The following is a 26,677-nucleotide window of genomic DNA, read 5'->3' on the forward strand; positions in this document are numbered from 1 at the left end:
ATTACTGTTTTTTATTCTTATCTACCTCTTTTAAAATACTCTCTAATTCTTTAAGATCCATTTTATTTTCTTTCATAAAAAATGAAACTAAACTCTTAAATGACCCTCCAAAATACCCATTCATTAATTTATGTATACTCTGGTTACTATAGTCTTCTTTTTTAACAAGCGGATAATAAACATAACCTCTTCCTTTAGCTTTGTGGCCTACAAATTCTTTTGTTTCTAAAATTCTTATAATTGTAGAAACCGTATTATAAGCTGGTTTTGGTTCTGTTAATTGTTCAATAACTTCTTTAACAGAAGCAACTTCTAATTCCCACAAAACTTGCATTATTTGTTCTTCTGCTTTAGTTAATTGTTTACTCATAATTCTTATATTTTATCTTGCCACATTGTGCAAAGTGATTTGCTCTTTTTATGTTTATTGATAACTCATTTATATGGTTACTAAGTAATGTTATATAGGCCGATTTTGTTTCATCACTTATTTTTTCATTTTTTACATTAACTAAAATGTGATTTACTTTACCTTTTTTATTAAAATAAATTTTGTTGAATATCGTAATCAACGAATCTTTTATTCCCCACGAAAAATTATTCTCTTGTAAAATTGAACTCACTTTTGTGTGATACTCTTTCCATGAATTTATTACAGCTATATATTCTTCTTCAGTTGTGTTATTAGGATTCAATAAATTCTTATAGGATTTATCTAATTCTTGATTTTTAAATTTTTCAAAGTTTATTTTATCATGTACTCCTACCACTCTGTTTAAATCGTTACCACAAGCAATAAAAAGAACTATTCCACTTAATAAAAACACAACTCGCTTCATATCAATTTTTTATTTGACCCCTACAAATATAACTAAAAAATTAGTTTAAACTAATTTTTTAGTTATATAGTAACATTTCATTAATAATGTCGTCATATACAATGATGGATATTTTATTAACTTTTTTAGGATTCATTTTTATTTGTTTAGGAATAATTGGTTCCTTTTTACCAGTACTACCAGGTCCTGTAACAGGTTGGGTCGGATTATTACTTTTACATTTAACTAAAGCGATTCCTCAAAACTGGACATTTCTTGGTATCACATTATTTGTAGCATTAGCTATCTTTATTTTAGATTATTTTATACCTGCATTAGGTACTAAAAAATTTGGTGGATCTAAATACGGTGCCTACGGAACAACAATAGGATTAATTGTAGGCTTACTATCTCCTATTCCTTTCGGAATTTTAATCGGAGCTTTTAGTGGAGCATTTCTAGGTGAAGTAGTTTTTGATGGAAAAGACACTAATAAAGCTCTAAAAGCATCATTCGGTGCATTTTTAGGTTTCTTAGCTTCAACAGGAATTAAATTTATAGCTGCATCAATTTTCTTTGTCTTGTTTTTTGTGAAACTTTGGGAATATAAAGCTGCTATTTTTACATTTTAGTACAAATAAAAAAAGCAACCCGTTTCAGGGAAGCTTTCCATTGGTTAACAAAACCTTGGCAATTTCTTGCCGAACAACACAACTAAACGCTGCTTTAAAATAAAACAGCCTGCAAATATAAATACTTTCAAACTATATATCAAAACTTTTTTTAAAAAAATTTCAAATCACAAAAAACTAAATTGTTTAATACTACAATTGATTGTATCTTTGCGCCTTTAATTTCAATTATATAAAACGAATATCAATGCAATTATCAGAACAAGAAATTGTACGTAGAGAAAAGCTAACTAAATTACGTGAGTTAGGTATTAATCCATATCCAGCAGATCTATTTCCATTAGATTCTAATTCAAAGGAAATTAAAGAGAAATTTGAAGAAGGAAAAAAGGTTGTTATCGCTGGACGTTTAATGTCTCGTCGTATTCAAGGAAAAGCTTCTTTTGCTGAATTGCAAGATAGTAACGGAAGAATTCAAGTATATTTTAACCGTGACGAAATTTGTACTGGAGAAGACAAAACTTTATATAATGAAGTTTATAAAAAGTTATTAGATATTGGTGACTTTGTAGGAATTGAAGGAGAGTTATTTAAAACTCAAGTAGGTGAAACTACTGTAATGGTTAAAGATTTTAAATTATTAAGTAAAGCTTTAAAACCTTTGCCGTTACCTAAAGTTGATGCTGAAGGAAATACTTACGACGGATTTACAGATCCAGAAATGCGTTATCGTCAACGTTATGCTGATTTAGCTGTTAATCCACATGTAAAAGAAGTATTTGTAAAAAGAACTAAACTTTTTAATGCTATGCGTCAGTTTTTTAATGATGCTGGTTATTTTGAAGTAGAAACTCCAATTTTACAACCAATTCCAGGTGGAGCAGCTGCAAGACCATTTATTACACACCATAATTCTTTAGACATTCCTCTATACATGAGAATTGCTAACGAATTATATTTAAAGAGATTAATTGTTGGTGGTTTTGATGGTGTTTACGAATTTTCAAAGAACTTCCGTAACGAAGGAATGGATAGAACTCACAATCCTGAATTTACTGCAATGGAAATTTATGTAGCGTATAAAGACTACAACTGGATGATGGAGTTTACTGAAAAATTATTAGAGCATTGTGCTATTGCTGTAAACGGAACTACGAAAGCTACTTTTGGAGAACATGAAGTAGATTTTAAAGCTCCTTATGCACGTGTTACTATGGCAGATTCTATCAAACACTTTACTGGTTTTGATATTAACGGCAAGTCTGAAAAAGAATTATTCGAAGCTGCTAAAGGAATGGGTATTGAGGTTGATAAAACCATGGGGAAAGGAAAATTAATTGATGAAATTTTTGGTGAAAAATGTGAAGGAAATTACATTCAACCTACTTTCATTACAGATTATCCTAAAGAAATGTCACCTCTTTGTAAAGAACACAGAGATAATCCTGAATTAACTGAGCGTTTCGAATTAATGGTTTGTGGTAAAGAAATTGCAAATGCATATTCTGAATTAAATGACCCTATCGATCAACGTGAACGTTTTGAAGATCAATTAAAACTATCTGAAAAAGGAGATGATGAAGCTATGTTTATTGATCAAGATTTTATCCGTGCATTAGAGTATGGTATGCCTCCTACTTCTGGGCTAGGTATTGGAATGGATCGTTTAATCATGTATTTAACAAACAATCCTTCTATTCAAGAAGTATTATTTTTCCCACAAATGAAACCGGAGAAAAAAGCTCCAACAGTTCAGTTAAATGATGATGAAAAAGCCGTTCTTGCTATTCTACAAAAAGCAGAAAAAATAGCTTTAAACGATCTTAAATCTGAATCTGGTTTAAGCAATAAGAAATGGGATAAAACAATAAAAGGATTAACTAAAAATAATCTGGCAAAAGTTGAAAAAACTGAAGAAGGTTTATTTGTAAATTTAGCCTAATTTTTAAATCACAAATATTCAAAAAAGGAATAGTTCTCACAAAGGGCTATTCCTTTTTATTTAAACATAAATGTTAATTTTATGTAATTTTTACCTTTGGTATTTTAAAAAAACATTAAGATATTGAAAATTAAAATCTAACAAAAAAAAACTTATATATTTGCCGCCCCAACCCCTAAATTTAGATTATTTTGAAAACAAAATTTTCGGCTCTTTTATTATTTTTTTCATCATTTTTTTATGCTCAACAATCACAAACTTGTGATACCCCAGAAAACGAACCTGCTTTAGATTTAAATAGTATCACTAAATGTACTATTGAAAAGAGTAATGATAAAAAGAAAAACAAAAAAGTATCTTTTCAAGTAACATCAAGAAGAAGAATTAGAAGAAAAAAAGATTTGGTAAAAGGTGTTAATAATAATTTTTCTAAAAAAATTTCAGAAGTAAAAAAGAAAACGCAAATTGTTAATAGTCTAACTCTTGAAGGAACTAACGTTTCAAATGCTATTTCTTTTTTTAATGTTGATGAAATCCCTTTATTTGAATCATGTGAAGATGTAGCAATAATGAAACAAAATAAATGTTTTAAAAGCAAAATCACAGAACATATTAAAAACAACTTTCAGTACCCAAATAGCTCTTACAACAAAGGAATTCAAGGAAGAGTTTTAGTTAATTTTGTTATTGACAAAGAAGGAAACTCAAAAATTACCAATACTTTATTCCCTTATAAAGGCGAAGAACTAAGAGACGAAGCTAACAGAATCGTTAATAAACTACCTAAATTTATCCCCGGAAAACAAAGTGGAGTAAAAGTAAACGTACAATATACTTTAAAAATAATGTTTGATATACCTGGAGTAAAAAAAACAAACATTAGAAAGAAAGTTAATACAATAGACCTTGATGAAGTTTACACTTTTGATGAACTAGAAAGAACTCCAACTTTTAAAGAGTGTTTTTCAAACTTCGATGATTCTTTTGATTGTTTTGCCAATGAATTAAAAAAACATGTTATAAAAAACTTTGCATATCCTGTAGATGCTTTAGATAATAATATTGAAGGAATAGTATACGTTTCTTTTATTATAAATTCTGAAGGAGATGTTGTTAATATAAAAGCAAAAGGACCAAAAGACGGTGAAGTTTTAGAGATTGCAGCAAAAAAACTTGTTGAAAAATTACCTAAATTAAAAGCAGGTTACAGAGACTATAAAAGAGTAAATACAAAATATCAATTCCCTATAGAATTTTCTTTAGAAGATGAATAAATAAAATTGTAAAAAATATAAAAAGGGCAATCAAAGTAATTTGGTTGCTCTTTTTTTAAAAAATATATTAATAGTATTCATTTAATAAGTAAACATTTTTTCATCATCAGGTCATAATAGTTCGAAAAGAAGTTTTATTAACAAAGAAATCTTTTCATTTTAAATTATTAACTTTACCCCGCTATGAAAAAATTACTTAGGTACATACCTATGCACATTTTGCTATGTGTTGTTTTAGGTATATACATACAACATACTTATACTATTTTATCTTCTAATTATTTATCTCTTAGTTTGGGAATAACAATTCTCATCATCATTTTTATTATTGTTTTTAACACCTTAAAAAAAGTTATTTTTTTTAAGTCTTGCTTAATAATTCTTTTTATAATATTAGGAATCACTTGTGAATTTGTTTCAAATAACATGAATTCAAAAAAATTCTACATGAATTTTTATTCTCTTAAAAGCACTATTATAATAGATATTAATGAGGAGTTAAAACAAAATAAATATCATAAGAGGTTTATTGCTGAAGTAAATCAAATAGATCAAAATAATTCTTGTGGAAAACTGATTTTTAATGTAGACAATTCGATAAGAACTGATTCTATTTTTTTTAATAGACTAATCATTCCTAACCCAAAATTAAACTTAATATCTAAAGCTAAAAACCCACATGATTTTGATTATGCCGAATTCATGAAAAAAAAAGGAATAATTCACCAGTTATATTTAAACGATAAAAACTTCATAATAGACAAGAATTATAGTATTTCATTTTCAAAGTTCGCCTTAACTATAAGAAACACTTTACAAAAAAAACTAAAACAATATTCTTTTACAAAAGATCAGCTTAGCGTTATAAACGCCTTACTATTAGGACAAAGACAAGAAATTTCTTCTGAATTAAAAGAAAGTTACACAAAAGCTGGTGCGATTCATATTTTGGCGATTTCAGGTTTACATATTGGAATTATATATTATTTACTAAATTTTTTATTTAAACCATTATTATATTTTAAAAATGGAAATAAAACAAGAGCTCTAATTATAATAACATTCTTATGGTTTTTTGCTTTTGTTACAGGCTTATCACCATCCGTAGTTCGAGCTACAACAATGTTTACCTTTATTATAATTGGAAAGCTAATCAATAGGAATCAGCCAATTGAATTTTCTTTAATTAGCTCCATGCTACTAATTCTTTTAGTAAAACCAATGTTTTTGTTTGATCTAGGGTTTCAATTAAGTTATTTAGCTGTGTTTGGAATTGTTTGGATACAACCCATTCTTTTTAAATTTTGGACTCCTAAATCATTTCTCTTTAATAAATTCTGGGAATTATCGACAGTTTCTATCGCAGCACAGTTAAGCACATTACCAATTAGCTTATACTATTTTCATCAATTTCCTGGATTATTTTTATTAGCTAACTTATTAATTATCCCCTTTATAAGTTTTATTCTAATACTTGGATTCATTGTATTAGCTTTAGCTTTTCTTAATATTCTTCCTGAATTCTTAGTTACATTTTATGGTAAAACAATAGATACTATAAATTTTGTTATTCATAAAATCGCTTCTCAGGAAGAGTTTATTATAACGAAAATCAACATGCCTTTTTCTAATATGATTATTTGCTACATATTAATTCTCTTTACAATTTTACTATTTGAAAAATTTAAACTGAAAACATTATTTAAAGCACTATTTACCATCTTAATACTTCAATCTTTTTACATATATCAGAAACAGGATATTAAATCAAAAAAAGAATTTATTGTATTTCATAAAAATAAAAACTCAGTAATAGGAATTAGAAATCAAAATACCCTGAAATTAACAAATTACAAAGGTTCTGAATTTAGTAATACTACGTTTTTAAAAAATTATATTACTAAAGAAAATATTAATAAAATTGACTCTCTAGCAAAAGATGATGTTCTAAAATTCTCTGATCATTTTATTATATCTATTGATAGTATGGCTGTATATCCTAACAAAAAACTAAAAAACTCTATTATTATATTAAAACATTCTCCTAAGTTAAACATGGCAAGATTATTAAAAATAGTACAACCAAAATTGGTTATTGCAGACGGTTCTAATTACAAAAGCTACATAAAACAATGGAAAAATATTTGTAAAAAAGAAAAAACGCCATTTCATTGTACATATGAAAATGGCGCTTATATTTTAAAAGAGTAATTTTTCTAATTATAATGAACTTTTAAAGTTCTTTTCAAAATCTTTCCAAGGCGTACTTTTATAGGCTTCTCCGCTAAAGTAAGCTAATATTTTTTCAAATCTTTCTTTTTGTAAATACCCAGGAACTGTTTGGATTAATTGTTCTTCTGGATTAAAAAAAGCTGTAGAAGGATAACTCATTTTACCATTCATGATAGCAGCAGCTAACTCATGATATTTACTTTTACCCTGTTGTATAAATTTAAATGTTCTTCCTTTAAAAGTAATATCTTTTTTCCCTTCACCGTCCATTTTTACGGCGTAGTAATTGTTATTTATAAACTTCACTATTACTTCATTTTTATAGGTAGTAGCATCCATTCTCTTACACCATCCACACCAATCTGTATATAGATCAACTAAAATAGGCTTTGGGGTAGTCTTATTTAATTCTAATGCCTCTTCAAAAGAGATCCAGTTTACGTCTTGTGCTTTTGCTGTTACTGCTGATAAAACAAAAACAGCTACTAAAAAAATATTTTTCATACTCTATATGTCTCAATAAGTATTCCAAATTTACAAAAAAACCTACCAAGTTGTGTTTGGTAGGTTTATTTTATTATTTCTAAGTAAAATCTGTTTACTTAACTCCGTGCATTAATTTTTTCATTACAGGACTTAATCCTGCTATAATTAAACCAGCTGCGATAGGTATTATTGTAAAAATTAAAAAGAAACCTGAAATTGAATATGCCTTTTCTATCTCTTCAATATAACTTCCTACTGTTCCAGCTAATTTATTACCCATTGCTATAAATAAATAATAAACTCCAAACATAAATCCTATCCATTTAGCAGGCACTAACTTACTAATATAAGAAAGACTTACAGGCGAGATACATAACTCTCCCATGGTATGGAACAAATAAGCGGCAATTAACCAAAACATACTTACTTTAACCACTGGTTCACCTGCAACAATTCCTTGTGATCCCATTGCTAAAAAGCCAAAACCAAGCCCCAATAGTAAAAGACCTAAAGCATATTTCATTGTTCCTGATAAATTATATTTACTTTCCCACCATTTAGAAAAGAACGGAGCCAAAGTAATTATAAATAAAGAGTTTAAAATTCCAAACCAAGTAGCATTTACTTCTATGCTATCATTTGAAAAATCTCTATATATTTTCCATCCTACAATTCCCCAAATAATAACAAAACTTATAGATAATATGATATTACCTATAGCAAATTTTGTAAACGTTTTCTTAAACAAAAGATATAATACATAAGTTATAATCCCTAAAGGTAGTATTGTTAATAAAGCATCTACATACTTAAATATCGTACTATTAATACCTGTTAAATTTCTCTGTGTATATTCTTCAGCAAAAATTGTCATTGAACCTCCTGCTTGCTCAAAAGCTGCCCAAAAGAATACAGTGAAAACACAGAATACACCTACAGCTATTAATCTATCAAAAACAACTTTAGATGAAACTTCTTCTTCAGAGGCTTCTTCTACAAAATCTTGATCACCATCTTTTCCTATAGTACTCAAGTTTAATTCCTTCATTTTTTTTGGAGACAAGCCTATGTTTCCAAATATATTTTGAGTAAAATAAAACTGCAACATACCTATAAACATGAAAATTCCAGCTAATCCGAATCCCCAAGACCAAGAATAATTCTCTCCAATGTAACCACATAACATGATACCTAAAAACGCCCCTGCATTTACTCCCATGTAAAAGATAGAATATGCACCATCTTTTTTCTCTTCATGATTTTTATACATATAAGACACTATAGATGTCATATTTGGTTTAAATAAACCATTACCGACCATTAAACATCCAATACCAATATAAAAGAACAAAGGAGTTTCAACAGCCATTGCAGCATGACCTAAGGTCATTATTAAAGCTCCTAAAATTACTGCCCATCTATACCCTAACAATTTGTCTGCGATTAAACCTCCAAACACAGGCGTTAAATACACTCCCATAGTGTAGGTACCATATAATGATAAAGCATCTGCTTTAGCCCATCCGAAACCTCCATCAGTAATTGAACTAATTAAAAATAAAACAAATAAGGCACGCATTCCATAATAAGAAAAACGTTCCCACATTTCAGTAAAGAAAAGCACAAACAACCCTGCTGGATGTCCTAACACTGTATCTTTAAATAGATTTTCGATATCTGTATTCTTCATATAAAAACTTAGTTTATTTAATTTTAGTGAACATTACCCATTAACTTTTTCATTAGAGGAGAAGTTAATAAAACTAACACTCCTGCTCCTATTGCATATTTAGCGATTAATCCAAATCCATCTGTATAAAGAGCTAATGTTTGCAAGCCTCCAATGTTAGTTTCAGTACTTTCTACAGCTAATTCCTTTGAAATAAATCCAACAATTTGAAAAGCATAAGTAGAAGACAAGAACCAAATCCCCATCATAAAAGCAATAATTCTTTTAGGTGAAAGATCTGTTATCTTTGATAACCCAACTGGAGACATGAAAAGCTCTCCTATAGATAACACAAAATACATTGCTAATAAATAAAAGAACGGTACCATTCCCTCCTCATTAGCGGCTCCTTTACTCAACGACAAAATATAAAAACTAATACCTGCTAATAATAATCCCATACCAAATTTATATGGTGTTCTTGGGTTTAATTTTTTCTTAGACAAATATGTCCATAATAAAGAAACCGGAATAGACAATAATATTATTACAAGTGAATTAAGTGAGTTTGTCTGACCTGCGTTCATCACACCATCAAGAGCAACATTTCTATCTGCGAAAAGTGTAATTACACTTCCAGATAACTCATGAAAACCCCAGAAAATCGTCATAAAGAAAGTAATTAAAACTGCCATAAACAATTTTTTTCTTTCTTCTACAGTAGCTCCCATCATTATTTTACCTAAATATAATAAAACAATAACTCCAACTACTTTAAAAAGTATATTAACTATATTTTGATCTCCTAAAAAAGTCTCTCCATTACCTATCGCTTTATATTCTGCTAACAAATAAGCTATTAAAGGTGCAGAAAGAAAAGCTAAAACAGGAACTAATGTTTTTTGAGGCAATCCTAAAACTTTTTTATTATAAACTTCTTCATTAGGTGGTAAGCCTTTATCTCCAAAAACGTTCTTTTTAATTCCGCTCCAAAAGAAAATTAAACCTAATAACATTCCGAATCCTGCTAAACCAAATCCATAATGCCAACCATAAGCTTCTCCTAACCATCCACAAAGTAATGGAGCTATAAAACCTCCAATATTTATTCCCATATAAAAAATGGTAAAACCAGAATCTTTTCTTTTATCACCATCTTCATATAAAGAACCCACAAATGTTGATATATTAGGTTTAAAAAACCCATTACCAACTACAATAAAAGCTAAAGCTAAGAAAAATGCAATATCATTTTCTATTGCCAATACAAAATGACCTAAAGCCATTAAAACCCCACCTAAGAATATAGATTGACGCATTCCTAATATTTTATCAGAAACTCTTCCTCCTATTACAGTTGAAGCATAAACTAACGAACCGTAAGATGCATAAACAGCAGCAGCAGCCACATCTCTTTCTGATAATGCCTTAAAAATTTCATTAACCATATATAAGGTTAATAGAGCTCTCATTCCATAGAAAGAAAAACGCTCCCACAATTCAGCAAAAAACAGGTAAAAAAGTCCTGAAGGATGCCCCAATATATCCTTTTGTGAAGTATTCATAATGTTTAGTAATTATTTAGTTTTTTAAACTCTTTAATACAAAGTTGGTCATCTTTGTAAATAAATTAAGTCTAGTATTTTTTCCTCTGTAAATTCCGTGTGCTCTATCTGGGTAGATAAACAAATCAAATTGTTTATTTGCTGCTACTAAAGCATTTACCATTCTCATTGTATTTTGAACATGAACATTATCATCTCCTGATCCATGAATTAATAAATAATCTCCTTTTAACTTATCTGCATGAGTTATTGGCGAATTCTCATCATATCCTGATGCATTTTCTTGCGGAGTTGTCATATAACGTTCTGTATAAACAGTATCATAAAAACGCCAAGAGGTTACAGGTGCTACAGCAATCGCCATAGAGAAAACATCATTACCTTTAAGAATACAGTTTGTACTCATAAAACCTCCGTAAGACCAACCCCAAATTCCAATATTTTTTGCATCAATATAATTTTCTCCTGCAAAAAATTTAGCAACAGCTATTTGATCTTCTACTTCATATTTACCTAATTCTTTCTGAGTAACTTTCTTAAAATCTCTTCCTTTATATCCAGTTCCACGTCCGTCTACACATGCAACAATTATACCTTTTTGAGCTAACATTTGGTGCCAATAGTCGTTACTAGAATTCCATCTATTAGCCACTTGCTGAGAACCAGGACCTGAGTATTGAAATAATAATAATGGATATTTTTTTGTAGGATCAAAATCAGCAGGTTTAATCATCCACATGTTTAAATCATTTCCATTGATATTATAAGTAAAGAATTCTTTTTTACTCATTTTATATCCTTTCATTTTTACATGAAGATCGATATTATCCTTTAAAGTTTTAATTTTTTGTCCCTCTCCATTGTATAAAGTGTACGTTGGTACTTCAGTGGCAGAAGAATGTGTATTGATAAAGTACTTCATGTTCTTACTGAAAGAAGCACTACTTTGTCCACTTTTGTCTGTAAGTAATTTTTTACCAGCTCCATCTAAACCGATAGCATAAACTCCTCTATTAATTGATCCGTTTTCAACAGATTGATAATAAATCTTATTGTTACTTTTACTTAATCCATAGTAATTTGTAACATCCCAATCTCCTTTAGTTATTTGATTTTTTAACGTACCATCTTCATTGTAATGATAAATGTGATTAAAACCATCTTTTTCACTAGTCCAAATAAAACTATTATCATCTAAAAACGTTAAATTATCTTGTACATCTACATAAGCTTCATCTTTTTCGTTTAATATTACTTTTAAGTTACCTGTATTAGCATTGAAGAAAAATAATTTTAAATCATTTTGATGTCTATTTAAAGTTGTGATAGATAAAACCTCTGGTTTGTTTGTCCATTGAATTCTTGGAATATATTCGTAGCTTCCTAGGTCTACTCCACTTACAGACCTTTTTTCAACATTAAATAATTCTAAAGTTACGACCGCATTTTTTTCTCCTGCTTTAGGATATTTGAATGTATGCGATGATGGGTATAACTCATTACCTGTAACATTCATTGAAAATTGAGCAACTTCTTTTTCATCGAATCTTAAAAAAGCAACATGCTTACTATCTTTACTCCATTCAAAAGCTTTTACAAATGCAAATTCTTCTTCATACACCCAGTCAGTTGTACCATTAATGATAGCATTTATTTTTCCATCATTTGTTACTCTTATTTCTCTATTTGCCTCAAGATCTCTAACATATAAGTTATTATCTTTTGCATACGCCACTTTTTTACTATCTGGAGAAAAAGTTGGCTCTTGAATATCTTCTCCTAAAGAAATTAAATCTTTCGTTGCTATATCGTAAATAAAATATGTTCCTTTATATGAATGACGATAAACTTGTTTGAAGTTAGTTCCTAACAACAATTTTGTTTCATTATCATTAAAAGAATAAGAACTAAAATAATCTAAGTTCGGTAAGTTTCTTCCATCAACAATTGTTTCTACTTTTTGTTGTGTTTCGTAACTATACTTATCTACTGTAGTAGTTCTTGTTTCTCTATTAAAACCTAATACCGTATAAAAATCTCCGTTCATAGATTTTAAGGCATTCATTCTGTCAGCAGAGAACGATCCATTCCAAATCTCCTCTAATGTAATTTCTTTTAAATTATTTGTAGTCGATTGACTTTTAGCAGAAAAAAAAGTCACCAAAATTGCTAAAAAGCATATTTTTTTCATGAAGTATCTTATTTATTTGATGATTTAATAAAACGACTGCCAAGTTTACGAAAAAATAATAAATTTTACCTCAATTTAACAGAAAACTACAATTATAAATTTTGATTTAAAGGAAAGAATTATCTTTGTTCCGTTTTAAAAATAAGATGAATGTCGAAGATTATTTCTGGCTTTTCTAAGCTAACTAAAGAAGGAAAAATAGATTGGTTAGCTCAAAACTACTTCAATAATCAACCTGAAATTATTCAAACAATAAAACAATATTGGAATGTTGACGAGAAATTACAACAGCTCCACGATGATTTTATTGAGAATACTATCTCTAACTTTTACATGCCTTATGGTGTTGCTCCTAACTTTATAATTAATAACAAAGAGTATGTTATTCCTATGGTTGTGGAAGAAAGCTCTGTTGTAGCTGCTGCTGCAAAGGTTGCAAAATATTGGAGTACAAGAGGAGGATTTAAAACAGAAGTAATTTCTACTACTAAAATCGGACAAGTACATTTTATTTATGCCGGAAATAAAAAAGATTTAGAGACTTATTTCAACCTAAACAAAACAGAATTATATGCCGCTACTGCTTCTATCACTAGAAATATGGAAAAGCGTGGTGGTGGTATTTTAGATATTGAACTTAAAGATAAAACGGCTGATTTAGAAAATTACTATCAACTTCATGTCACTTTTGAGACAAAAGATAGTATGGGTGCAAACTTTATCAACTCTTGTTTAGAAGCTATTGCTAAAAAATTTCAGAAAGAAGATATCGAAATTATCATGAGTATTCTTTCTAATTATGTACCTGAGTGCATAGTAAAAGCAGAAGTGAGTTGCCCTATTGAAGATTTAGGAGGAGAAAATCCAGAAAAGTTTGCTCATAAATTTGAACAAGCTGTTAAAATCGCAGAAATAGAACCTTACAGAGCAGTTACTCATAATAAAGGAATTATGAATGGAATTGATGCTGTTGTTTTAGCTACTGGAAATGATTTTAGAGCTATAGAATCTGGTGCACATGCTTATGCTGCTAGAAATGGAAAATACTCTAGTTTAACACACTGTGAAGTTAAAGATGGTATTTTTAAATTTTGGATTGAAATTCCATTAGCTCTAGGAACTGTTGGTGGTTTAACCGCTTTGCATCCAATGGCAAGATTATCTTTAGACATGATGCAAAAACCAAATGCTAGAGATTTAATGCAAATTATAGCTGCTGCTGGTTTAGCACAAAACTTTGCTGCATTAAGAGCCTTAACAACAAAAGGGATTCAGCATGGGCATATGAAAATGCATTTGATGAATATTCTTAACCAACACAATGCAACTGCTCAAGAAAAAGAAAGTATTAGTTCTTTTTTCGAAAACAAAACAGTTTCGCATAGTGCTGTTATAGAAAAATTAGAAGAATTGCGTAAGCCAAAAATAAATTGGGTAGATATTACTAACGAAACAGAAATAAAGGAAACTCTTGGAAAATTATCTAAAGAAAGTAAACCTGTCTTTGGAACGATGAATGCTCAACAAATGGTTGAACATTTAAGTACTGTAACTCAAATCCCTAATGGAAATTGGAAGATAGATATTTTTGTTGATGATGATAAAGCAGCTCGTAGAAGACCATTTTTAGATACCAATAACGAAATACAACCTGGTTTTAGAGCCTCATTTTTATCTGACACTCCAACACCAACTAAATTTAACTCTATTGATGAAGCTATAGATGATTTAATCATACAACTTCGATTATTTTTCGATGTCTTTGAAAAAGATACTACTAGAACTGTAGTACATCCTTTTTTCGGTGAACTTGATTTTGAATATTGGAAAAAGTTTCAAGTAAAGCATTTTACACATCATTATAAACAGTTTGGATTGGTATAAAATGAATAGTTTTTTAATAAATATAGGAAGAAAACAATTCTTTATAGTATCTAGTTTTATCATTCTAGCTTCACTATACACTATTGGTATTTATATTTATTACAGCACTTTACACAGCTATTATTTAAATTATATCAAATCTGAAATAGTTTTGGAGATTTTCTATTTAGCTATAGTTTTATATTCTTTAATTACAGTATACAAAGGACATAAATGGACTATGTATTTTTTAATTAGCTTTTTCTCTTATAAAATATATTATGCTTTAGGTAATATTTCATGGTTTTATTCTATTAAAAATAACTTATCAGGTAGAATTACTTACAACTATAGCCCAAACTTTAATATTGTTATTTATTGCATAGCAATATTGTTTTTTTGTTTCTCTAAAAGTTTTAACGAATTTATAAAATATCAAAAGACAAAATTTACTTGAGTGCAGTCGAGTAACAATTAAATTATAAAAAGGTTTAGGCTGCATACGACCTAATATTGATTTTGGATAAATATTATAGTAACGGAAAATTATTATTAACAGGAGAATATCTTGTTTTAGACGGAGCAACTTCTTTAGCTGTCCCAACAAAATATGGACAAGATTTAACGGTAACACCAATCGATCAACCTGAATTAATTTGGGGAAGTTTTACTAATACTGGTGAATGTTGGTTTGAAGCTTCGTTTGATTTACCTAAACTTCGTTTAACCTCTGCTACTTTCAACTCAGATCAAGAAGGAAGTTCTGATCAAATAGCTGAAACTTTACAAAATATTTTACAAGAAGCCAGAAAGTTAAATCCAGATTTTCTAAATTCTAATCAAGGTTATGTTGTAAAAACTCGTTTAACTTTTCCACAGAATTGGGGATTAGGAAGCTCATCAACATTAATCAATAACATAGCTTCTTGGGCAAAAGTAAACCCTTTCACTTTACTTTGGAATGCTTTTTCTGGCAGTGGTTATGATATTGCTTGTGCAAAACACGATTCGCCTATTTTTTATCAATTAGAGGATAAAAAGCCAACTATTACAGAAGTAAACTTCTCTCCTACTTTTTCAAACGATTTGTATTTTGTTTTTTTAAACCAAAAACAAAACAGTAGAGAGGGTATAAAAAGATACAAGGAAAAAAGACATAAGTTAGAAAACGAAATTCAACTTATTTCTCAAATCTCTAAAGATTTAATTACATCGAAAAACTTATCTGATTTTGAAGATTTACTAAAAACTCACGAAAATTTAGTTTCTTCTATTATCGAATTACCCAAAGTAAAAGATAGACTATTTTCAGATTATTTTGGCACTGTAAAAAGTTTAGGTGCTTGGGGTGGAGATTTTGTTTTAGCTACAGGAAATAATGAAACTCCTGAATATTTTAAGAACAAAGGTTTTGAAATTATCATTCCTTACAACGAAATGGTTTTATGAATAAAATCGTAATTATAGGCGGTGGAGCTGCTGGTTTTTTCACAGCAATTAATGCAAAAGAATTAAATCCTGACTTAGATATTACCATCCTTGAAAAAGGTAAAGATGTATTACAAAAAGTAAAAATATCTGGTGGAGGACGTTGTAATGTTACTCATGCTTGTTTTGAGCCAAAAGAACTTATAAAATTTTACCCAAGAGGAAGTAAAGAACTTTTAGGTCCTTTCCATCAATTTATGACTGGTGATACTTTTGAATGGTTTGAAAACAGAGGTGTTCCATTAAAAATTGAAAATGATAATCGTGTTTTTCCTGAAGCTAATACTTCTCAGGCTGTTATCGACTGTTTTCAAAAAGCTGTTGAAAAACTAAATATCAAAGTGTTAACAAGTCAAAATGTAACTTCATTTTATCAACAAGAAAGTAATTGGGTTATTAACACAAAAAATGATTCTTTTACTGCTGATAAATTAGTTATAGCTGCTGGTAGTAGCAAGAAGATTTGGGAGCTTTCTAAAGAACTGGGGCATTCTGTCATTAACACTGTTCCTTCTCTATTCACTTTCAATATTAAAGATGAAAGAATTAAAGATTTAGGTGGAATTTCTGTTCCCAATGCTAGTGTAAAAATTCTAGACAGTAAACTTGAAAACTTCGGACCACTTTTAATTACGCACTGGGGATTAAGTGGACCTGCGGTTTTAAAACTATCTGCATTTGGAGCGCGAATTTTAGCAGAAAAAAAATACAGTTATAAAGTTGCTGTAAATTGGTTATCTAAATCAACCAATCAAATTACAGAAGAATTAAATCGTTTAAAGAAAGTAAACGCAAAAAAACAAATTGGATTAAAATCTCCTTTTAGTGAAATTCCTAGACGCTTATGGGAACGATTTTTAAATGCTTCTCATATTGAATTACAACAAAATTGGGCTAATATTACAAAAACACAAACTTCTCAGTTGGCAGACCAGTTAACAAATGCTGTATTTTTTGCGGAAGGAAAATCTACATTTAAAGATGAGTTTGTAACAGCTGGAGGAATTGATTTAAAAGAAATTAACTTCAAACGTTTTGAAAGTAAATTACATCAAAATTTATTTTTTGTTGGTGAAATTCTAAATATCGATGCGGTTACTGGTGGTTTTAATTTCCAAAATGCTTGGACAGGAGGTTTTATCTGTGCCAATGCAATTAGTAGCTAGTAAAACACTTTACTAACTACCAATTTAAACTTTAAGATTCCGGTTTAAAGAAAAACTATTCTTCAACAGATTCATAACAATTAAAAACCATAGTATAACCATACTCTTTAGCTTCATCGTAATAATCTCTATAGTCTTTTTCTAATTCTTCAGGGTCCTCAATCTCAAAAAAATCATCTTCCACATTTTGAACTAGCCAACCTTCTTGTTCTGTATAGTACTTTGCTAACTGAATAGCTCCTTCTCCATCTATATAATCTATGTAAACGCTCACATAAGCTCCTACTACTTTTTCAAAATATTCTGTTCCCTTTTTAGGTACTGCATGTAAATTAATTAAATACATAACTTATTCTTTTTTTTTAGTTAATAACTCATTACTGTTCCGTAATACAATAACTGAAATGTTTGTACATCTAAGGTAAGATAATACATTGACATCATAATACCATAATTCGTTTTATCGTAAAATAAATGCTCGAAAAAAGTCAGCTTATTCTCTTCGAAATCATAATATTCATTATCGGTTTTAAAATGTTCTTTTGAAAAATTCTCAAGTTGAGATAATCTATGCACATTAACTTTTAGTGAAAAATTATACAAACTATCAATTTTAACTTTTAATAGTTTTGCCCTTTTAGTTAGCTTTCCTTGGTGTGTAAACAATAATTTTTTATAGAAATTTTTCTCTAACAAATCGTAAACAACTCGCTCTGTATTTACTTCTCTTTGAATAGTATCAATATAACTTTTCACATTATTAGACAACCTATTTAATTCACCAATTAAAACTCTAGTTTTTTGAAACATTAATGGTTTTTCTTCTGCTTGTCTTTCAAAATAAGCTGTTCTTCCTTCTATCATCTCATGGCTTACATATATTGCTTTTTCTAATGATTCATGACCTTTAGTAGTAATATATTGATGCTGAGCTTTTATTATTAAACTCAAAAAAAGAAATACTATTAAAGTTATTTTTTGCCCCATAATCAATTTCTACTCTATTTAAATATACAATATTAATATAAACTCATTTAAGTTTAGTACAACGTAAACGTTTTGAATGCATTTTAAATTATACTACATTTAAAGTATGACAAATAGCAATAGTTTTTTAGAGTTTTGGGCTAATGGTGCTTTTAAGATTTTGATTCGTTATTTAATTACAGCCAGTATAGCTTTCTTTCTATTTTATAAGATTTTTAAAAACAGTTTATGGTTTAGGAAAATTCAGAAAAAACTACCTAAACTAAAAGATTACAAAAGAGATATTCGTTATTCTTTAATCTCTATACTAATATTTTCGACGATTTCTTTAATTATCTTTTATTATTTAATTTCCTACACCAATATTTATTTTAACTTTAATGAATATAGTATTGGATACTATATTTTTAGTTGGGCTTGGATGCTTTTTCTTCATGATACATATTTTTATTGGGCACATCGATTAATGCATCACCCCAAGTTATACAGAAAAGTGCACCTAATACATCATAAATCTACAAATCCTTCTCCTTGGACAGCTTATGCTTTTCATCCTTTAGAGGGATTTATTGAATCTTTAATTGCTCCATTAATTGCATTCACATTACCTGTTCATATTTCTGCGTTCGGTTTATTTTTCTTATTCCAAATTATATATAATGTTTACGGTCATTTAGGTTTTGAGTTATACCCTAAAAATTTTCATAAAACATTTATTGGAAAATGGATTAATACCTCCACCGCTCATAACTTACATCACAAACGATTTAATGGTAATTATGGTTTATACTTCCTATTCTGGGATAGAATAATGGGAACAATTAGAGAAGATTACAATATTACTTTTGAAGAAACAACTCAAAAAGAAGTAAATTAAGCCAATTCTCCTCGATGTGGTTTTAATGCATCTCGAAATATTTTCATTATAGATTCGTCTACAGTTACAAAAGCTAACGTATACATTTCATTGATTTCTTTATGATCAATTTCATAAACATCTAAGCTTTCTATTTGAGCAAATTCTTTTAAATGTATACAATGATGTTTTGCTGTTTCTAAAGCATCAGGACCTTTAAAATCCCAAATCAATTTTATTTTTCTACTCATAATGCAAAAATACCCAATTCTAATTTGAAAAGGGTATTTAATATACCAATACAATTATTCAACTATTTTCTTTTCTGTTTTACATTAAAATCATAGTTAATTTTTCTTTTGAGATAATCTTTAAGTGGCGGCAAACCTATTTCTGCTCTTCTTTGATCTACATATTCAGGTTCAAAAATTGGCAAAGGCTCTAACTTATGATTTAAATCGTAAGCAAACTGCATTCCATACAACTGATTTTTACCTGTATTTACCAATATTCTATCTTGAATTTTTGCAAACTCTACACAACTTCCTTGTTGTTTTTCACAAGCTTCTTTTATTCTTGGTAAATACTTTATTCTAATTGCTTCTTTTTCATGATGATTGATAACCAACAAAGGACCATCTGCAGCTAGTTTCCCAACATCTTCATATGTAGGCCAGCCATATTTTTTTATCAACTTTTCTAATTTGATAAAATTTTCTTTAGCTGTTTGCTTCTTGATAAATGTTAACGGATAATACCAATGTGGCGCTTTCCCATTTTTCACAAAAAACTGTTTCGCCATATCCATATGATAATCAAACATCTGATCTCTAACAATTAGCCTAAGAAGTTTTCTTGCGTACTCTGGCTTTTTTAATTTTCCGTTTTCTTTTTGATATTTATCCAATTGATTTGCTTCAATAGTTTTCCATCGAATATCATCATGCAATGATAACAAATCATTATCAGCCAAAACCCATAATGAACTATCATCTTTTAAAGCTTTGAGTAAATAACGATACGCATTATCTATTTGATGAGACAAGGCATAAGCACAGGCCAAATTGTAGGTGTTTTTTGAATTAGTTGAATCTTTATCAAATGCAATTTTATAAGCTTGAATTGATTTTTCCAACTCTCCTTCTCTTCTATATTTATCTCCTTCTTGTTGAGAAAACAAACTCACGAAAAAGAGAGTAAACACAACTATACACAAACTTCTCATACTTTTTCTTTTTTCAATAAATGCTCTTTCCCCTGAAACTTCACTAGTACTGTATTATCTTTCTTATTAAAATTGAAGAGAATTCCCATAGCATCGTATTTAAATACATTTTTCTTTAACGCTATTAAGTTGAATACTGGCTGCCCCGTAGCTTGAGCCATCAAAATATTTTTCTCTTTAGTGAATGTAATTTTGAAAGGAAAAGTTGAACCTCCATAAACTCCTAAAAAAGGATCTAAATCTTTAGCTTTTAATTTCACTAAAGAATTACTCTGCATAGATGGATCATTTTTAAAGTAAAGATCTAAAACTTTAAAAATAAGATTTGATAAACTTACGTTATTAACTCCGTTACAAGTTATGGTAAAACCAAGTTTTTTACTCGGAATATATCCTGCTATCGATCGAAACCCATCAATAGAACCATTATGTCCGTACAAATTCATTCCTCGGTATTGAAAAATAGAAAGTCCCATTCCTAAACCTTCTTTTGCTGTTATCATTTGTTTTAAAAAATTATCAAACAATAATTTTCCAGAAAATAAACGATCAAAGAAAATATTCACTTCCGTAGCCGTTGAAACTATTCCTCCAGCTCCAATTGGTCCATTAATATTTGTAATTAATTCAACTGGATTCCATTTTTCATTCTCAAAATAATACGATTTAGCTCCATTATCTTTTACTGCAATATCTTTTCCTAAATAAGTATGATCTAAATCTAAAGCATCAGCTATTCTTTCCTGAAAAATCTCAGCGTACGGTTTCTTTTCAATCTCCTCAGCAACATAAGACAGCAAAATGAAATTCGTATTTGAATATGAAGCTTTTGAATCTGGACTAAAAACAGATGTAGTTCCTTGAATCTTTTTTAACATTTCTTCACGAGTTCTGAAATCTGCTATCCAAGTTGAAAAACCTTCAATTTCAGTAACATTAAACAATCCGCTTCTATGATACAACATATCTTGAATCTTGATATTCTCTGAATTTGGCACTTTAGGAAAGAAAGCACTCAACTTTGTATTAAGAGTTAATTTCTTCTCGCTTATTAATTGCAATATGATGGTTGCTGTGTAAGTTTTAGTAATTGAAGCGATTCTGTAATTGGAAAAAGCATTCGCTTCTAATTTATCTTCAACAGAAATAAAACCTGTAGATTTATTGAACACTTCATTTCCATTTTTAAAAATAGATATCGTTCCCATGGCTTTATTTTCTAAAGCCAAATCGGTAAATAATTTATCGATTTCTGCTAAATTTTCACTCTGACTCCAGGTAAAAAATACGCATAGAAATCCCGCTAAAAAAAAGATACTTTTTTTCATTTTATTGAATTTTTATAAATTAAATGGATTAGACTAAGCGTTTTTGCTCTTTCTTAAATGTAGTACTATAATACCAAAACGTGCAACTAGAAAAGTAAAAATACCGAAAGTTGGAGATAGCAATCCTATTTTTAAGCCCCCAGCTAAAACTTGAGTAGCAACATCATATTCAATTGAAGAAATTGCATCAAAGGCAGTAATTAAACCAATCATCATTCCCAAAAACCCCCATACTAAGGCAAATAAACTAACATGGCTTATCAGCTCTTTTAATTTATTCTCCAAGTCTTGTTTTAAAAAAGAAAAAACGATTAAACCTATACAAATTAGCAGCATCAAAAAAATAGGGTACATAAAAAAAGGTCCTCCTTCGTTCATTCTTTTAAATAATTCTCCTAAGATTAAAAAGTTCATAAGTATTTTGTTTTAAAGTTAATACACTCACAAATGTATTTGGAAGACAAACTAGTTTTTACTCTTTTCGACGAATAACAAATCTAGTAATAAAGACTACAGAATATTAATGACTTTTAACAAATCTGTTAAAACCCTTACTTTTTTTGAATTTCATCGCTAGATATTATTTTTTCACTTAAAAAAGTTGATATTGCAATGATGGAAAACTTAAAAGTGTTTTTAGGGATATTTATTAAAGGAATTATACATTTACTTTTTTGGGTAGGAGTTTATTTTTTTTACACTTATTATCTAGGTTACGGAAGTACAAACATTGAGTATATCAATAAATTCACCTATTATCTAATGCCAATAACTATTAGCATAGGATATTTCTTTTTATATTTTCTGATACCAAAATACTTGTTAGTAAAAAAACACTTCTTTTTTATTTTATACTCAATTTATACATTTATTATTTCCTTCTTCTTTATTGCTTTTTCAATTTTTTACGGAATGATTTCTTCTAGTCATTTAAGCTCTGGAAAGACTCCTCCATTAACCAAAACAATTCCGTACATCATTTTTGGTGTATATTTTATCATATTAATAATAATTTTTATTGGTCTTGTTATTCAAAATTATAAATCAACCTTAAGAGACGAAGATTTAAAAAACAAATTTTTACAAACACAACTACAATTAAAAGAACAAGAATTAAAGTATTTGAAAATGCAAATTCATCCTCATTTCTTGTTTAATACACTAAACACACTATATGGTTTTGCTCTTAAAAAAGCAGACGAAGCTCCGGATATGATCTTAAAACTTTCGAGTCTTTTAGATTATATCTTATACCAAGTTGAAAAACCTGAAGTACTTCTTGTAAACGAAATACAACATATTGAAGATTATATCTCTTTAGAAAAAATGAGATTTCAAGATAGTTTAGATATTAAATTTTCAAAAGAAATACACAAAGATTCTCTTTTAATTTCTCCTATGATTTTCCTTCCATTTGTAGAAAATGCTTTTAAACATGGAATGCAGATTAATGGAACTTTAACTATTGATATTAATATTAAAACTTCAGAAAATTCAATCGACTTTTCAATTTCAAATTCTCATAAGAATTTTATGAAATCAAAAAAAGGAATTGGATTAACCAATATTAAAAAAAGACTCACGATGTTATTTCAAAATAATTTTACTCTTGAAACTAAATCGTCAGACAATATTTACGAAGTACAACTAAAAATACCAGCTAGAAATGAATAATATATTTACCTGTGTTGTTGTTGATGACGAACCTGTTGCTAGAGAAATCATAGAATCTTTTATACAAAAAACACCCAATTTATCTTTAGCTGCTAGTTTTTCAAATGCATTAGAAACCATTCAGTTTGCTCAAGAAAACGAAGCAGATGTGTATTTTTTAGACATTAATATGCCTGAGATTAACGGTTTAAGCTTAGCTAAAATTGTAAATTCAGATGCACATATAATTTTCACTACAGCATATCGCGATTATGCTATTGATGGTTTTAACCTTAACGTAATCGATTATTTACTAAAACCAATTGCATTCGATCGTTTTTTACAAGCCATAAAAAAAATACCTCAGAAAAGACAAATCATTCAAAAGACAGAAAATAAAAATAATAATGAAAATTTTCTATTTGTTAGATCTGAAAGGAAAATGGTAAAGGTTAACTATAGAGACATCATTTATATTGAAAGTCTAAGTGATTATCTTAAAATTCATCTTCAAGAAAAAACAATAGTTACAAGAGAAACTATAAGCAATATAGAAAATAAATTACCAGAAAAACTGTTCATTAGAGTTCATAGATCTTTTATCGTAGCTGTTCATTTTATAGATGCTTACACAAATGAATTTATAGAAATAAATAACAAAGCAATTCCTATAAGTCGAAATTATAAAGAAAGTACACTACAAAAGTTGACAGATATTTAAGTGAAAAGCTATCTTTACACAAAAATTAAAGATTTGAGTATTAATACAACTTCTTTTATTCCTAAAGAATTAGATTTTTCAATCAAAGAAACTACTGTAACTTGGAAAACCCCAAGTAATATCGCTTTAGTTAAATACTGGGGAAAAACCAATCCTCAACTACCAAAAAATGCTTCAATAAGTTTCACTTTAAGTAATTGTTATACAAAAACTAAAATTACTTTTACCAAAATTAAAAAAGTAAAAGAAGCTGATTTTGAATTATTTTTCGAAGGAAAAAAGAAAGATGAATTTAAACCTAAAATAGCTACCTTCTTTGAAAGAATAGTTACCTACTGTCCATATATTTTAGAATATAAAATGGAAATTCATTCAGAGAACTCGTTTCCTCATAGTAGCGGAATTGCTTCTTCTGCAAGTGGAATGAGTGCTATAGCTGCATGCTTAATGAGTTTAGAAAAATCATTAGACAATACAATTTCAGAAGATTTTTTCAACCAAAAAGCTTCTTTCTTAGCTCGTTTAGGTTCGGGTAGCGCAAGTAGAAGTATTGAAGGACCTTTAGTAATTTGGGGAAAACATGATGATTTTGAAACAAGCTCTGATTTATATGGTGTAAAATTCCCTCATTATATACACTCTATTTTCAACAACTATCAAGATACTATTTTGTTAGTTGACAAAGGAGAAAAACAAGTTTCGAGCACTGTTGGTCACAACTTAATGTTCGATCATCCTTATGCAGAAAATCGTTTCAAACAAGCAAACGACAATTTGAGTAAAATTTCTAAAATTTTACAAACTGGTAATATCAAAGAGTTCATTAAACTAGTAGAAAGTGAAGCCTTAACTTTACATGCAATGATGCTTACTAGCGATCCTTATTTCATTTTAATGAAACCTAATACTTTAAAGATTATTAATGAAATCTGGGAATATAGAACCAAAACCAATAGTAATGTTTGTTTCACCTTAGATGCTGGTGCAAATGTTCACTTATTGTACCCTAATAACGAGAAAGAAAAAATCCATAGTTTTATAGACCAAAAACTTTCTCAATATTGTCAAAAAGGTCAATATATTCATGATTTTTCAGGAAATGGAGCAGTCTTAATTTAATTCTTTATGAAAACTTTATTTATCCTTTTTTTTGTTTTTTTCTCGGTTAATATTTTTGCTCAAAAAACTACATGGTACGATAATAACTGGAAAGAAGTAAAACAAACTGAAGCTTATTTTTATGTTCCAATGCCTAAGAAGGTTAAAAACGGATATTGGATTGTAAAGTTTTACAAAAATGGAAATCGATATTTAGAAGGCTACAGTAGTAATTCTAAAATCAACAATGAATTATTCGAAGGAATCGTTAATTACTATGATATTGATGGTACACTTTCTAAAAAAGTAAGTTATAAAAATGGTATTGTAAACGGCCCTAAGAGAACTTATTTTAAAACTGGTGAACTCCAATCTTTAGGACGATTTAAAAATGGAAAAGAAAATGGAGTTTGGAAAACTTTTTACAAAAACGGAAAAATAAAAACTAGAGGAAAATACAAAGACGGAGAAAAAGTTGGGGTTTGGAAAACCTTTTACAAAAATGTTTATTAAATATTGAGTATCTTTGTGTTTAGAAAGAATTCTGAAAAATGAAAGGACCTTTATTTTACGCTAAAATTCTACTTTTTGGAGAATACGGTATCATCAAAGATTCAAAAGGATTAGCAATTCCTTTTAACTCTTACAAGGGAGCTTTAAAAGTTTCTAAAAATTTATCTGGTCAAGCACTAAAATCAAACGAGTGTTTACAAGATTTTTACGAATATTTAGTCAAATTAGAAACTGAAATAGTTTCATTTAATTTAGCTGAATTAAAAAATGATATCGATTCTGGAATGTATTTCGATTCTTCTATACCAATGGGTTATGGAATTGGAAGTTCTGGAGCTTTAGTTGCGTCTATTTACGACAAATATGCTAATGATAAAATAACGGTTCTTGAAAATTTAACTAGAGATAAATTATTAAAGCTTAAAGAAGTTTTCTCTTTAATGGAATCTTTCTTTCATGGTAAAAGCTCAGGATTAGATCCTTTAAATTCTTATTTAAGCTTGCCTATCCTTATCAACTCTAAAGAAAGTATTGAAGCTACTGGAATCCCTTCACAAAAAGAAGGAAAAGGAGCTGTTTTCTTATTAGATTCAGAACAAGTTGGTGAAACAGAACCAATGGTAAGCCTTTTCATGAATAAAATGAAAAATGAAGGTTTCAGAAAAATGTTAAGCGATGAATTTGCTACCTACACAGACGCTTGTATTGAGGATTTCTTAAAAGGAAATGTAAAATCTTTATTTTCAAACGTGAAACAACTTTCAAAAGTTGTTTTAACCAACTTTAAACCTATGATTCCTAATGCTTTTCATAAAGTTTGGGAAAACGGAATACAAACCAACGATTATTACCTAAAATTATGTGGATCTGGTGGTGGAGGCTATATTTTAGGTTTTACTGAAGACTATGAAAAAGCAAAAACTAGTTTAAAAGATTATAAACTTGAGCTAGTATACCGATTTTAAACACC

At 28.8% G+C, this 26,677-nt stretch carries 26 protein-coding genes and 1 pseudogene; 15 read left to right on the forward strand and 12 right to left on the reverse strand.

Going from position 1 to position 26,677, the window contains the following annotated elements; translation table 11 throughout:
- Position 1: 1 nt before the first annotated feature.
- Entirely contained in the window at positions 2–370 is a 369-nt protein-coding gene (locus AC2TEO_RS06465; protein ID WP_442267322.1) for a BlaI/MecI/CopY family transcriptional regulator, read from the reverse strand.
- A complete protein-coding gene (locus AC2TEO_RS06470; protein WP_442267323.1) occupies positions 363–839 on the reverse strand; it encodes a hypothetical protein in 477 nt (158 codons plus the stop codon). The genes AC2TEO_RS06465 and AC2TEO_RS06470 overlap by 8 nt, the downstream gene beginning before the upstream one ends.
- 104 nt (positions 840–943) lie before the next feature.
- Between AC2TEO_RS06470 and AC2TEO_RS06475 the strand changes: the two genes are divergently transcribed.
- The 4 genes from AC2TEO_RS06475 (at position 944) to AC2TEO_RS06490 (ending at position 6,877) form a co-directional block, all read left to right on the forward strand.
- On the forward strand, positions 944–1,450 hold the full coding sequence (locus tag AC2TEO_RS06475) for a DUF456 domain-containing protein (RefSeq protein ID WP_442267748.1): 507 nt from the start codon (positions 944–946) through the stop codon (positions 1,448–1,450).
- 247 nt (positions 1,451–1,697) lie between these two features.
- On the forward strand, positions 1,698–3,392 hold the full coding sequence (gene lysS, locus AC2TEO_RS06480) for a lysine--tRNA ligase (protein ID WP_442267324.1): 1,695 nt from the start codon (positions 1,698–1,700) through the stop codon (positions 3,390–3,392).
- A 191-nt stretch (positions 3,393–3,583) separates the two neighbouring features.
- Positions 3,584–4,666 carry an energy transducer TonB gene (locus AC2TEO_RS06485; RefSeq protein ID WP_442267325.1) on the forward strand — a complete coding sequence of 361 codons (1,083 nt, stop codon included), beginning with the start codon at positions 3,584–3,586 and terminating at the stop codon, positions 4,664–4,666.
- A 210-nt stretch (positions 4,667–4,876) separates the two neighbouring features.
- The gene (locus AC2TEO_RS06490) at positions 4,877–6,877 is read left to right on the forward strand and encodes a ComEC/Rec2 family competence protein (protein ID WP_442267749.1); all 2,001 of its coding nucleotides are present in this window, start codon (positions 4,877–4,879) and stop codon (positions 6,875–6,877) included.
- A gap of 9 nt (positions 6,878–6,886) precedes the next feature.
- On the opposite strand, the gene AC2TEO_RS06495 is transcribed toward AC2TEO_RS06490, so the two are convergent.
- The 4 genes from AC2TEO_RS06495 to AC2TEO_RS06510 form a co-directional block, all read right to left on the reverse strand.
- A complete protein-coding gene (locus AC2TEO_RS06495) occupies positions 6,887–7,402 on the reverse strand; it encodes a thioredoxin family protein (RefSeq protein ID WP_442267326.1) in 516 nt (171 codons plus the stop codon).
- A gap of 94 nt (positions 7,403–7,496) precedes the next feature.
- Positions 7,497–9,074, reverse strand: coding sequence for a peptide MFS transporter (locus AC2TEO_RS06500; RefSeq protein ID WP_442267327.1), 1,578 nt, complete (start codon positions 9,072–9,074; stop codon positions 7,497–7,499).
- A 23-nt stretch (positions 9,075–9,097) separates the two neighbouring features.
- The gene (locus AC2TEO_RS06505; RefSeq protein WP_442267328.1) at positions 9,098–10,618 is read right to left on the reverse strand and encodes a peptide MFS transporter; all 1,521 of its coding nucleotides are present in this window, start codon (positions 10,616–10,618) and stop codon (positions 9,098–9,100) included.
- Between the two features lie 16 nt (positions 10,619–10,634).
- Positions 10,635–12,809: a S9 family peptidase gene (locus tag AC2TEO_RS06510; protein WP_442267329.1), complete on the reverse strand. Its 2,175-nt coding sequence runs from the start codon at positions 12,807–12,809 to the stop codon at positions 10,635–10,637.
- Between the two features lie 150 nt (positions 12,810–12,959).
- Here AC2TEO_RS06510 and AC2TEO_RS06515 point away from each other — a divergent pair.
- From AC2TEO_RS06515 to AC2TEO_RS06530, 5 genes and pseudogenes are all read left to right on the forward strand, one after another.
- Positions 12,960–14,228: pseudogene (locus tag AC2TEO_RS06515) on the forward strand (hydroxymethylglutaryl-CoA reductase); the annotation flags it as partial.
- A 108-nt stretch (positions 14,229–14,336) separates the two neighbouring features.
- Positions 14,337–14,693 carry a DUF1569 domain-containing protein gene (locus AC2TEO_RS18070; protein WP_527252142.1) on the forward strand — a complete coding sequence of 119 codons (357 nt, stop codon included), beginning with the start codon at positions 14,337–14,339 and terminating at the stop codon, positions 14,691–14,693.
- 1 nt (position 14,694) lies between these two features.
- A complete protein-coding gene (locus AC2TEO_RS06520; protein WP_484730884.1) occupies positions 14,695–15,129 on the forward strand; it encodes a hypothetical protein in 435 nt (144 codons plus the stop codon).
- 62 nt (positions 15,130–15,191) lie between these two features.
- Positions 15,192–16,121: a GYDIA family GHMP kinase gene (locus tag AC2TEO_RS06525; protein ID WP_442267331.1), complete on the forward strand. Its 930-nt coding sequence runs from the start codon at positions 15,192–15,194 to the stop codon at positions 16,119–16,121.
- Positions 16,118–17,326, forward strand: coding sequence for a BaiN/RdsA family NAD(P)/FAD-dependent oxidoreductase (locus AC2TEO_RS06530; protein ID WP_442267332.1), 1,209 nt, complete (start codon positions 16,118–16,120; stop codon positions 17,324–17,326). The genes AC2TEO_RS06525 and AC2TEO_RS06530 overlap by 4 nt, the downstream gene beginning before the upstream one ends.
- A gap of 55 nt (positions 17,327–17,381) precedes the next feature.
- Here the strand turns inward: AC2TEO_RS06530 and AC2TEO_RS06535 are convergent, their stop codons facing one another.
- Positions 17,382–17,672 (reverse strand): hypothetical protein, encoded by a 291-nt coding sequence (locus tag AC2TEO_RS06535; protein ID WP_442267333.1) that lies wholly within the window; start codon positions 17,670–17,672, stop codon positions 17,382–17,384.
- Between the two features lie 20 nt (positions 17,673–17,692).
- Positions 17,693–18,277, reverse strand: coding sequence for a hypothetical protein (locus AC2TEO_RS06540; protein WP_442267334.1), 585 nt, complete (start codon positions 18,275–18,277; stop codon positions 17,693–17,695).
- A gap of 142 nt (positions 18,278–18,419) precedes the next feature.
- Between AC2TEO_RS06540 and AC2TEO_RS06545 the strand changes: the two genes are divergently transcribed.
- Positions 18,420–19,190 (forward strand): sterol desaturase family protein, encoded by a 771-nt coding sequence (locus tag AC2TEO_RS06545; RefSeq protein ID WP_442267335.1) that lies wholly within the window; start codon positions 18,420–18,422, stop codon positions 19,188–19,190.
- Here the strand turns inward: AC2TEO_RS06545 and AC2TEO_RS06550 are convergent.
- The 4 genes from AC2TEO_RS06550 to AC2TEO_RS06565 all read right to left on the reverse strand — a co-directional run bounded on the left by AC2TEO_RS06550 (position 19,187) and on the right by AC2TEO_RS06565 (position 22,136).
- Positions 19,187–19,420, reverse strand: a complete 234-nt coding sequence (locus AC2TEO_RS06550; protein WP_299673669.1) for a hypothetical protein — start codon at positions 19,418–19,420, stop codon at positions 19,187–19,189. The two genes, AC2TEO_RS06545 and AC2TEO_RS06550, sit on opposite strands and share 4 nt — an antisense overlap.
- A 62-nt stretch (positions 19,421–19,482) precedes the next feature.
- Complete coding sequence (locus tag AC2TEO_RS06555; RefSeq protein WP_442267336.1) at positions 19,483–20,355, reverse strand: DUF6624 domain-containing protein; 873 nt, start codon at positions 20,353–20,355, stop codon at positions 19,483–19,485.
- 35 nt (positions 20,356–20,390) lie between these two features.
- The gene (locus AC2TEO_RS06560; RefSeq protein WP_442267337.1) at positions 20,391–21,722 is read right to left on the reverse strand and encodes a serine hydrolase domain-containing protein; all 1,332 of its coding nucleotides are present in this window, start codon (positions 21,720–21,722) and stop codon (positions 20,391–20,393) included.
- Positions 21,723–21,755: 33 nt separating this feature from the next.
- Positions 21,756–22,136, reverse strand: coding sequence for a MotA/TolQ/ExbB proton channel family protein (locus tag AC2TEO_RS06565; protein WP_442267338.1), 381 nt, complete (start codon positions 22,134–22,136; stop codon positions 21,756–21,758).
- Positions 22,137–22,334: 198 nt separating this feature from the next.
- Between AC2TEO_RS06565 and AC2TEO_RS06570 the strand changes: the two genes are divergently transcribed.
- The 5 genes from AC2TEO_RS06570 to AC2TEO_RS06590 are packed head-to-tail and all read left to right on the forward strand — an operon-like array spanning position 22,335 to position 26,672.
- Positions 22,335–23,396: a sensor histidine kinase gene (locus AC2TEO_RS06570; RefSeq protein ID WP_442267339.1), complete on the forward strand. Its 1,062-nt coding sequence runs from the start codon at positions 22,335–22,337 to the stop codon at positions 23,394–23,396.
- A complete protein-coding gene (locus tag AC2TEO_RS06575) occupies positions 23,389–24,096 on the forward strand; it encodes a LytR/AlgR family response regulator transcription factor (protein ID WP_442267340.1) in 708 nt (235 codons plus the stop codon). The genes AC2TEO_RS06570 and AC2TEO_RS06575 overlap by 8 nt, the downstream gene beginning before the upstream one ends.
- A gap of 39 nt (positions 24,097–24,135) precedes the next feature.
- Entirely contained in the window at positions 24,136–25,215 is a 1,080-nt protein-coding gene (gene mvaD / locus AC2TEO_RS06580; RefSeq protein WP_442267750.1) for a diphosphomevalonate decarboxylase, read from the forward strand.
- Between the two features lie 6 nt (positions 25,216–25,221).
- Positions 25,222–25,707 (forward strand): toxin-antitoxin system YwqK family antitoxin, encoded by a 486-nt coding sequence (locus tag AC2TEO_RS06585; protein WP_442267341.1) that lies wholly within the window; start codon positions 25,222–25,224, stop codon positions 25,705–25,707.
- A gap of 38 nt (positions 25,708–25,745) precedes the next feature.
- Complete coding sequence (locus AC2TEO_RS06590; protein WP_442267342.1) at positions 25,746–26,672, forward strand: mevalonate kinase family protein; 927 nt, start codon at positions 25,746–25,748, stop codon at positions 26,670–26,672.
- Positions 26,673–26,677: the final 5 nt, after the last annotated feature.

The sequence above is a fragment of the Tenacibaculum aquaeponti genome (assembly GCF_057221555.1).

Bases quoted from the DNA above. Each gene is read 5' to 3' on its own strand.
- AC2TEO_RS06575 (WP_442267340.1), top strand. From the start codon at position 23,389: ATGAATAATATATTTACCTGTGTTGTTGTTGATGACGAACCTGTTGCT.
- AC2TEO_RS06585 (WP_442267341.1), top strand. From the start codon at position 25,222: ATGAAAACTTTATTTATCCTTTTTTTTGTTTTTTTCTCGGTTAATATT.
- AC2TEO_RS06560 (WP_442267337.1), bottom strand. From the start codon at position 21,722: ATGAAAAAAAGTATCTTTTTTTTAGCGGGATTTCTATGCGTATTTTTT.
- AC2TEO_RS06545 (WP_442267335.1), top strand. From the start codon at position 18,420: ATGACAAATAGCAATAGTTTTTTAGAGTTTTGGGCTAATGGTGCTTTT.
- AC2TEO_RS06475 (WP_442267748.1), top strand. From the start codon at position 944: ATGGATATTTTATTAACTTTTTTAGGATTCATTTTTATTTGTTTAGGA.
- AC2TEO_RS06590 (WP_442267342.1), top strand. From the start codon at position 25,746: ATGAAAGGACCTTTATTTTACGCTAAAATTCTACTTTTTGGAGAATAC.
- AC2TEO_RS06465 (WP_442267322.1), bottom strand. From the start codon at position 370: ATGAGTAAACAATTAACTAAAGCAGAAGAACAAATAATGCAAGTTTTG.
- AC2TEO_RS06530 (WP_442267332.1), top strand. From the start codon at position 16,118: ATGAATAAAATCGTAATTATAGGCGGTGGAGCTGCTGGTTTTTTCACA.
- AC2TEO_RS06500 (WP_442267327.1), bottom strand. From the start codon at position 9,074: ATGAAGAATACAGATATCGAAAATCTATTTAAAGATACAGTGTTAGGA.
- AC2TEO_RS06505 (WP_442267328.1), bottom strand. From the start codon at position 10,618: ATGAATACTTCACAAAAGGATATATTGGGGCATCCTTCAGGACTTTTT.
- lysS (WP_442267324.1), top strand. From the start codon at position 1,698: ATGCAATTATCAGAACAAGAAATTGTACGTAGAGAAAAGCTAACTAAA.
- AC2TEO_RS06495 (WP_442267326.1), bottom strand. From the start codon at position 7,402: ATGAAAAATATTTTTTTAGTAGCTGTTTTTGTTTTATCAGCAGTAACA.
- AC2TEO_RS06490 (WP_442267749.1), top strand. From the start codon at position 4,877: ATGCACATTTTGCTATGTGTTGTTTTAGGTATATACATACAACATACT.
- AC2TEO_RS06510 (WP_442267329.1), bottom strand. From the start codon at position 12,809: ATGAAAAAAATATGCTTTTTAGCAATTTTGGTGACTTTTTTTTCTGCT.
- AC2TEO_RS06520 (WP_484730884.1), top strand. From the start codon at position 14,695: ATGAATAGTTTTTTAATAAATATAGGAAGAAAACAATTCTTTATAGTA.
- AC2TEO_RS06565 (WP_442267338.1), bottom strand. From the start codon at position 22,136: ATGAACTTTTTAATCTTAGGAGAATTATTTAAAAGAATGAACGAAGGA.
- AC2TEO_RS18070 (WP_527252142.1), top strand. From the start codon at position 14,337: ATGGTTGAACATTTAAGTACTGTAACTCAAATCCCTAATGGAAATTGG.
- AC2TEO_RS06550 (WP_299673669.1), bottom strand. From the start codon at position 19,420: ATGAGTAGAAAAATAAAATTGATTTGGGATTTTAAAGGTCCTGATGCT.
- AC2TEO_RS06470 (WP_442267323.1), bottom strand. From the start codon at position 839: ATGAAGCGAGTTGTGTTTTTATTAAGTGGAATAGTTCTTTTTATTGCT.
- AC2TEO_RS06570 (WP_442267339.1), top strand. From the start codon at position 22,335: ATGATGGAAAACTTAAAAGTGTTTTTAGGGATATTTATTAAAGGAATT.
- AC2TEO_RS06535 (WP_442267333.1), bottom strand. From the start codon at position 17,672: ATGTATTTAATTAATTTACATGCAGTACCTAAAAAGGGAACAGAATAT.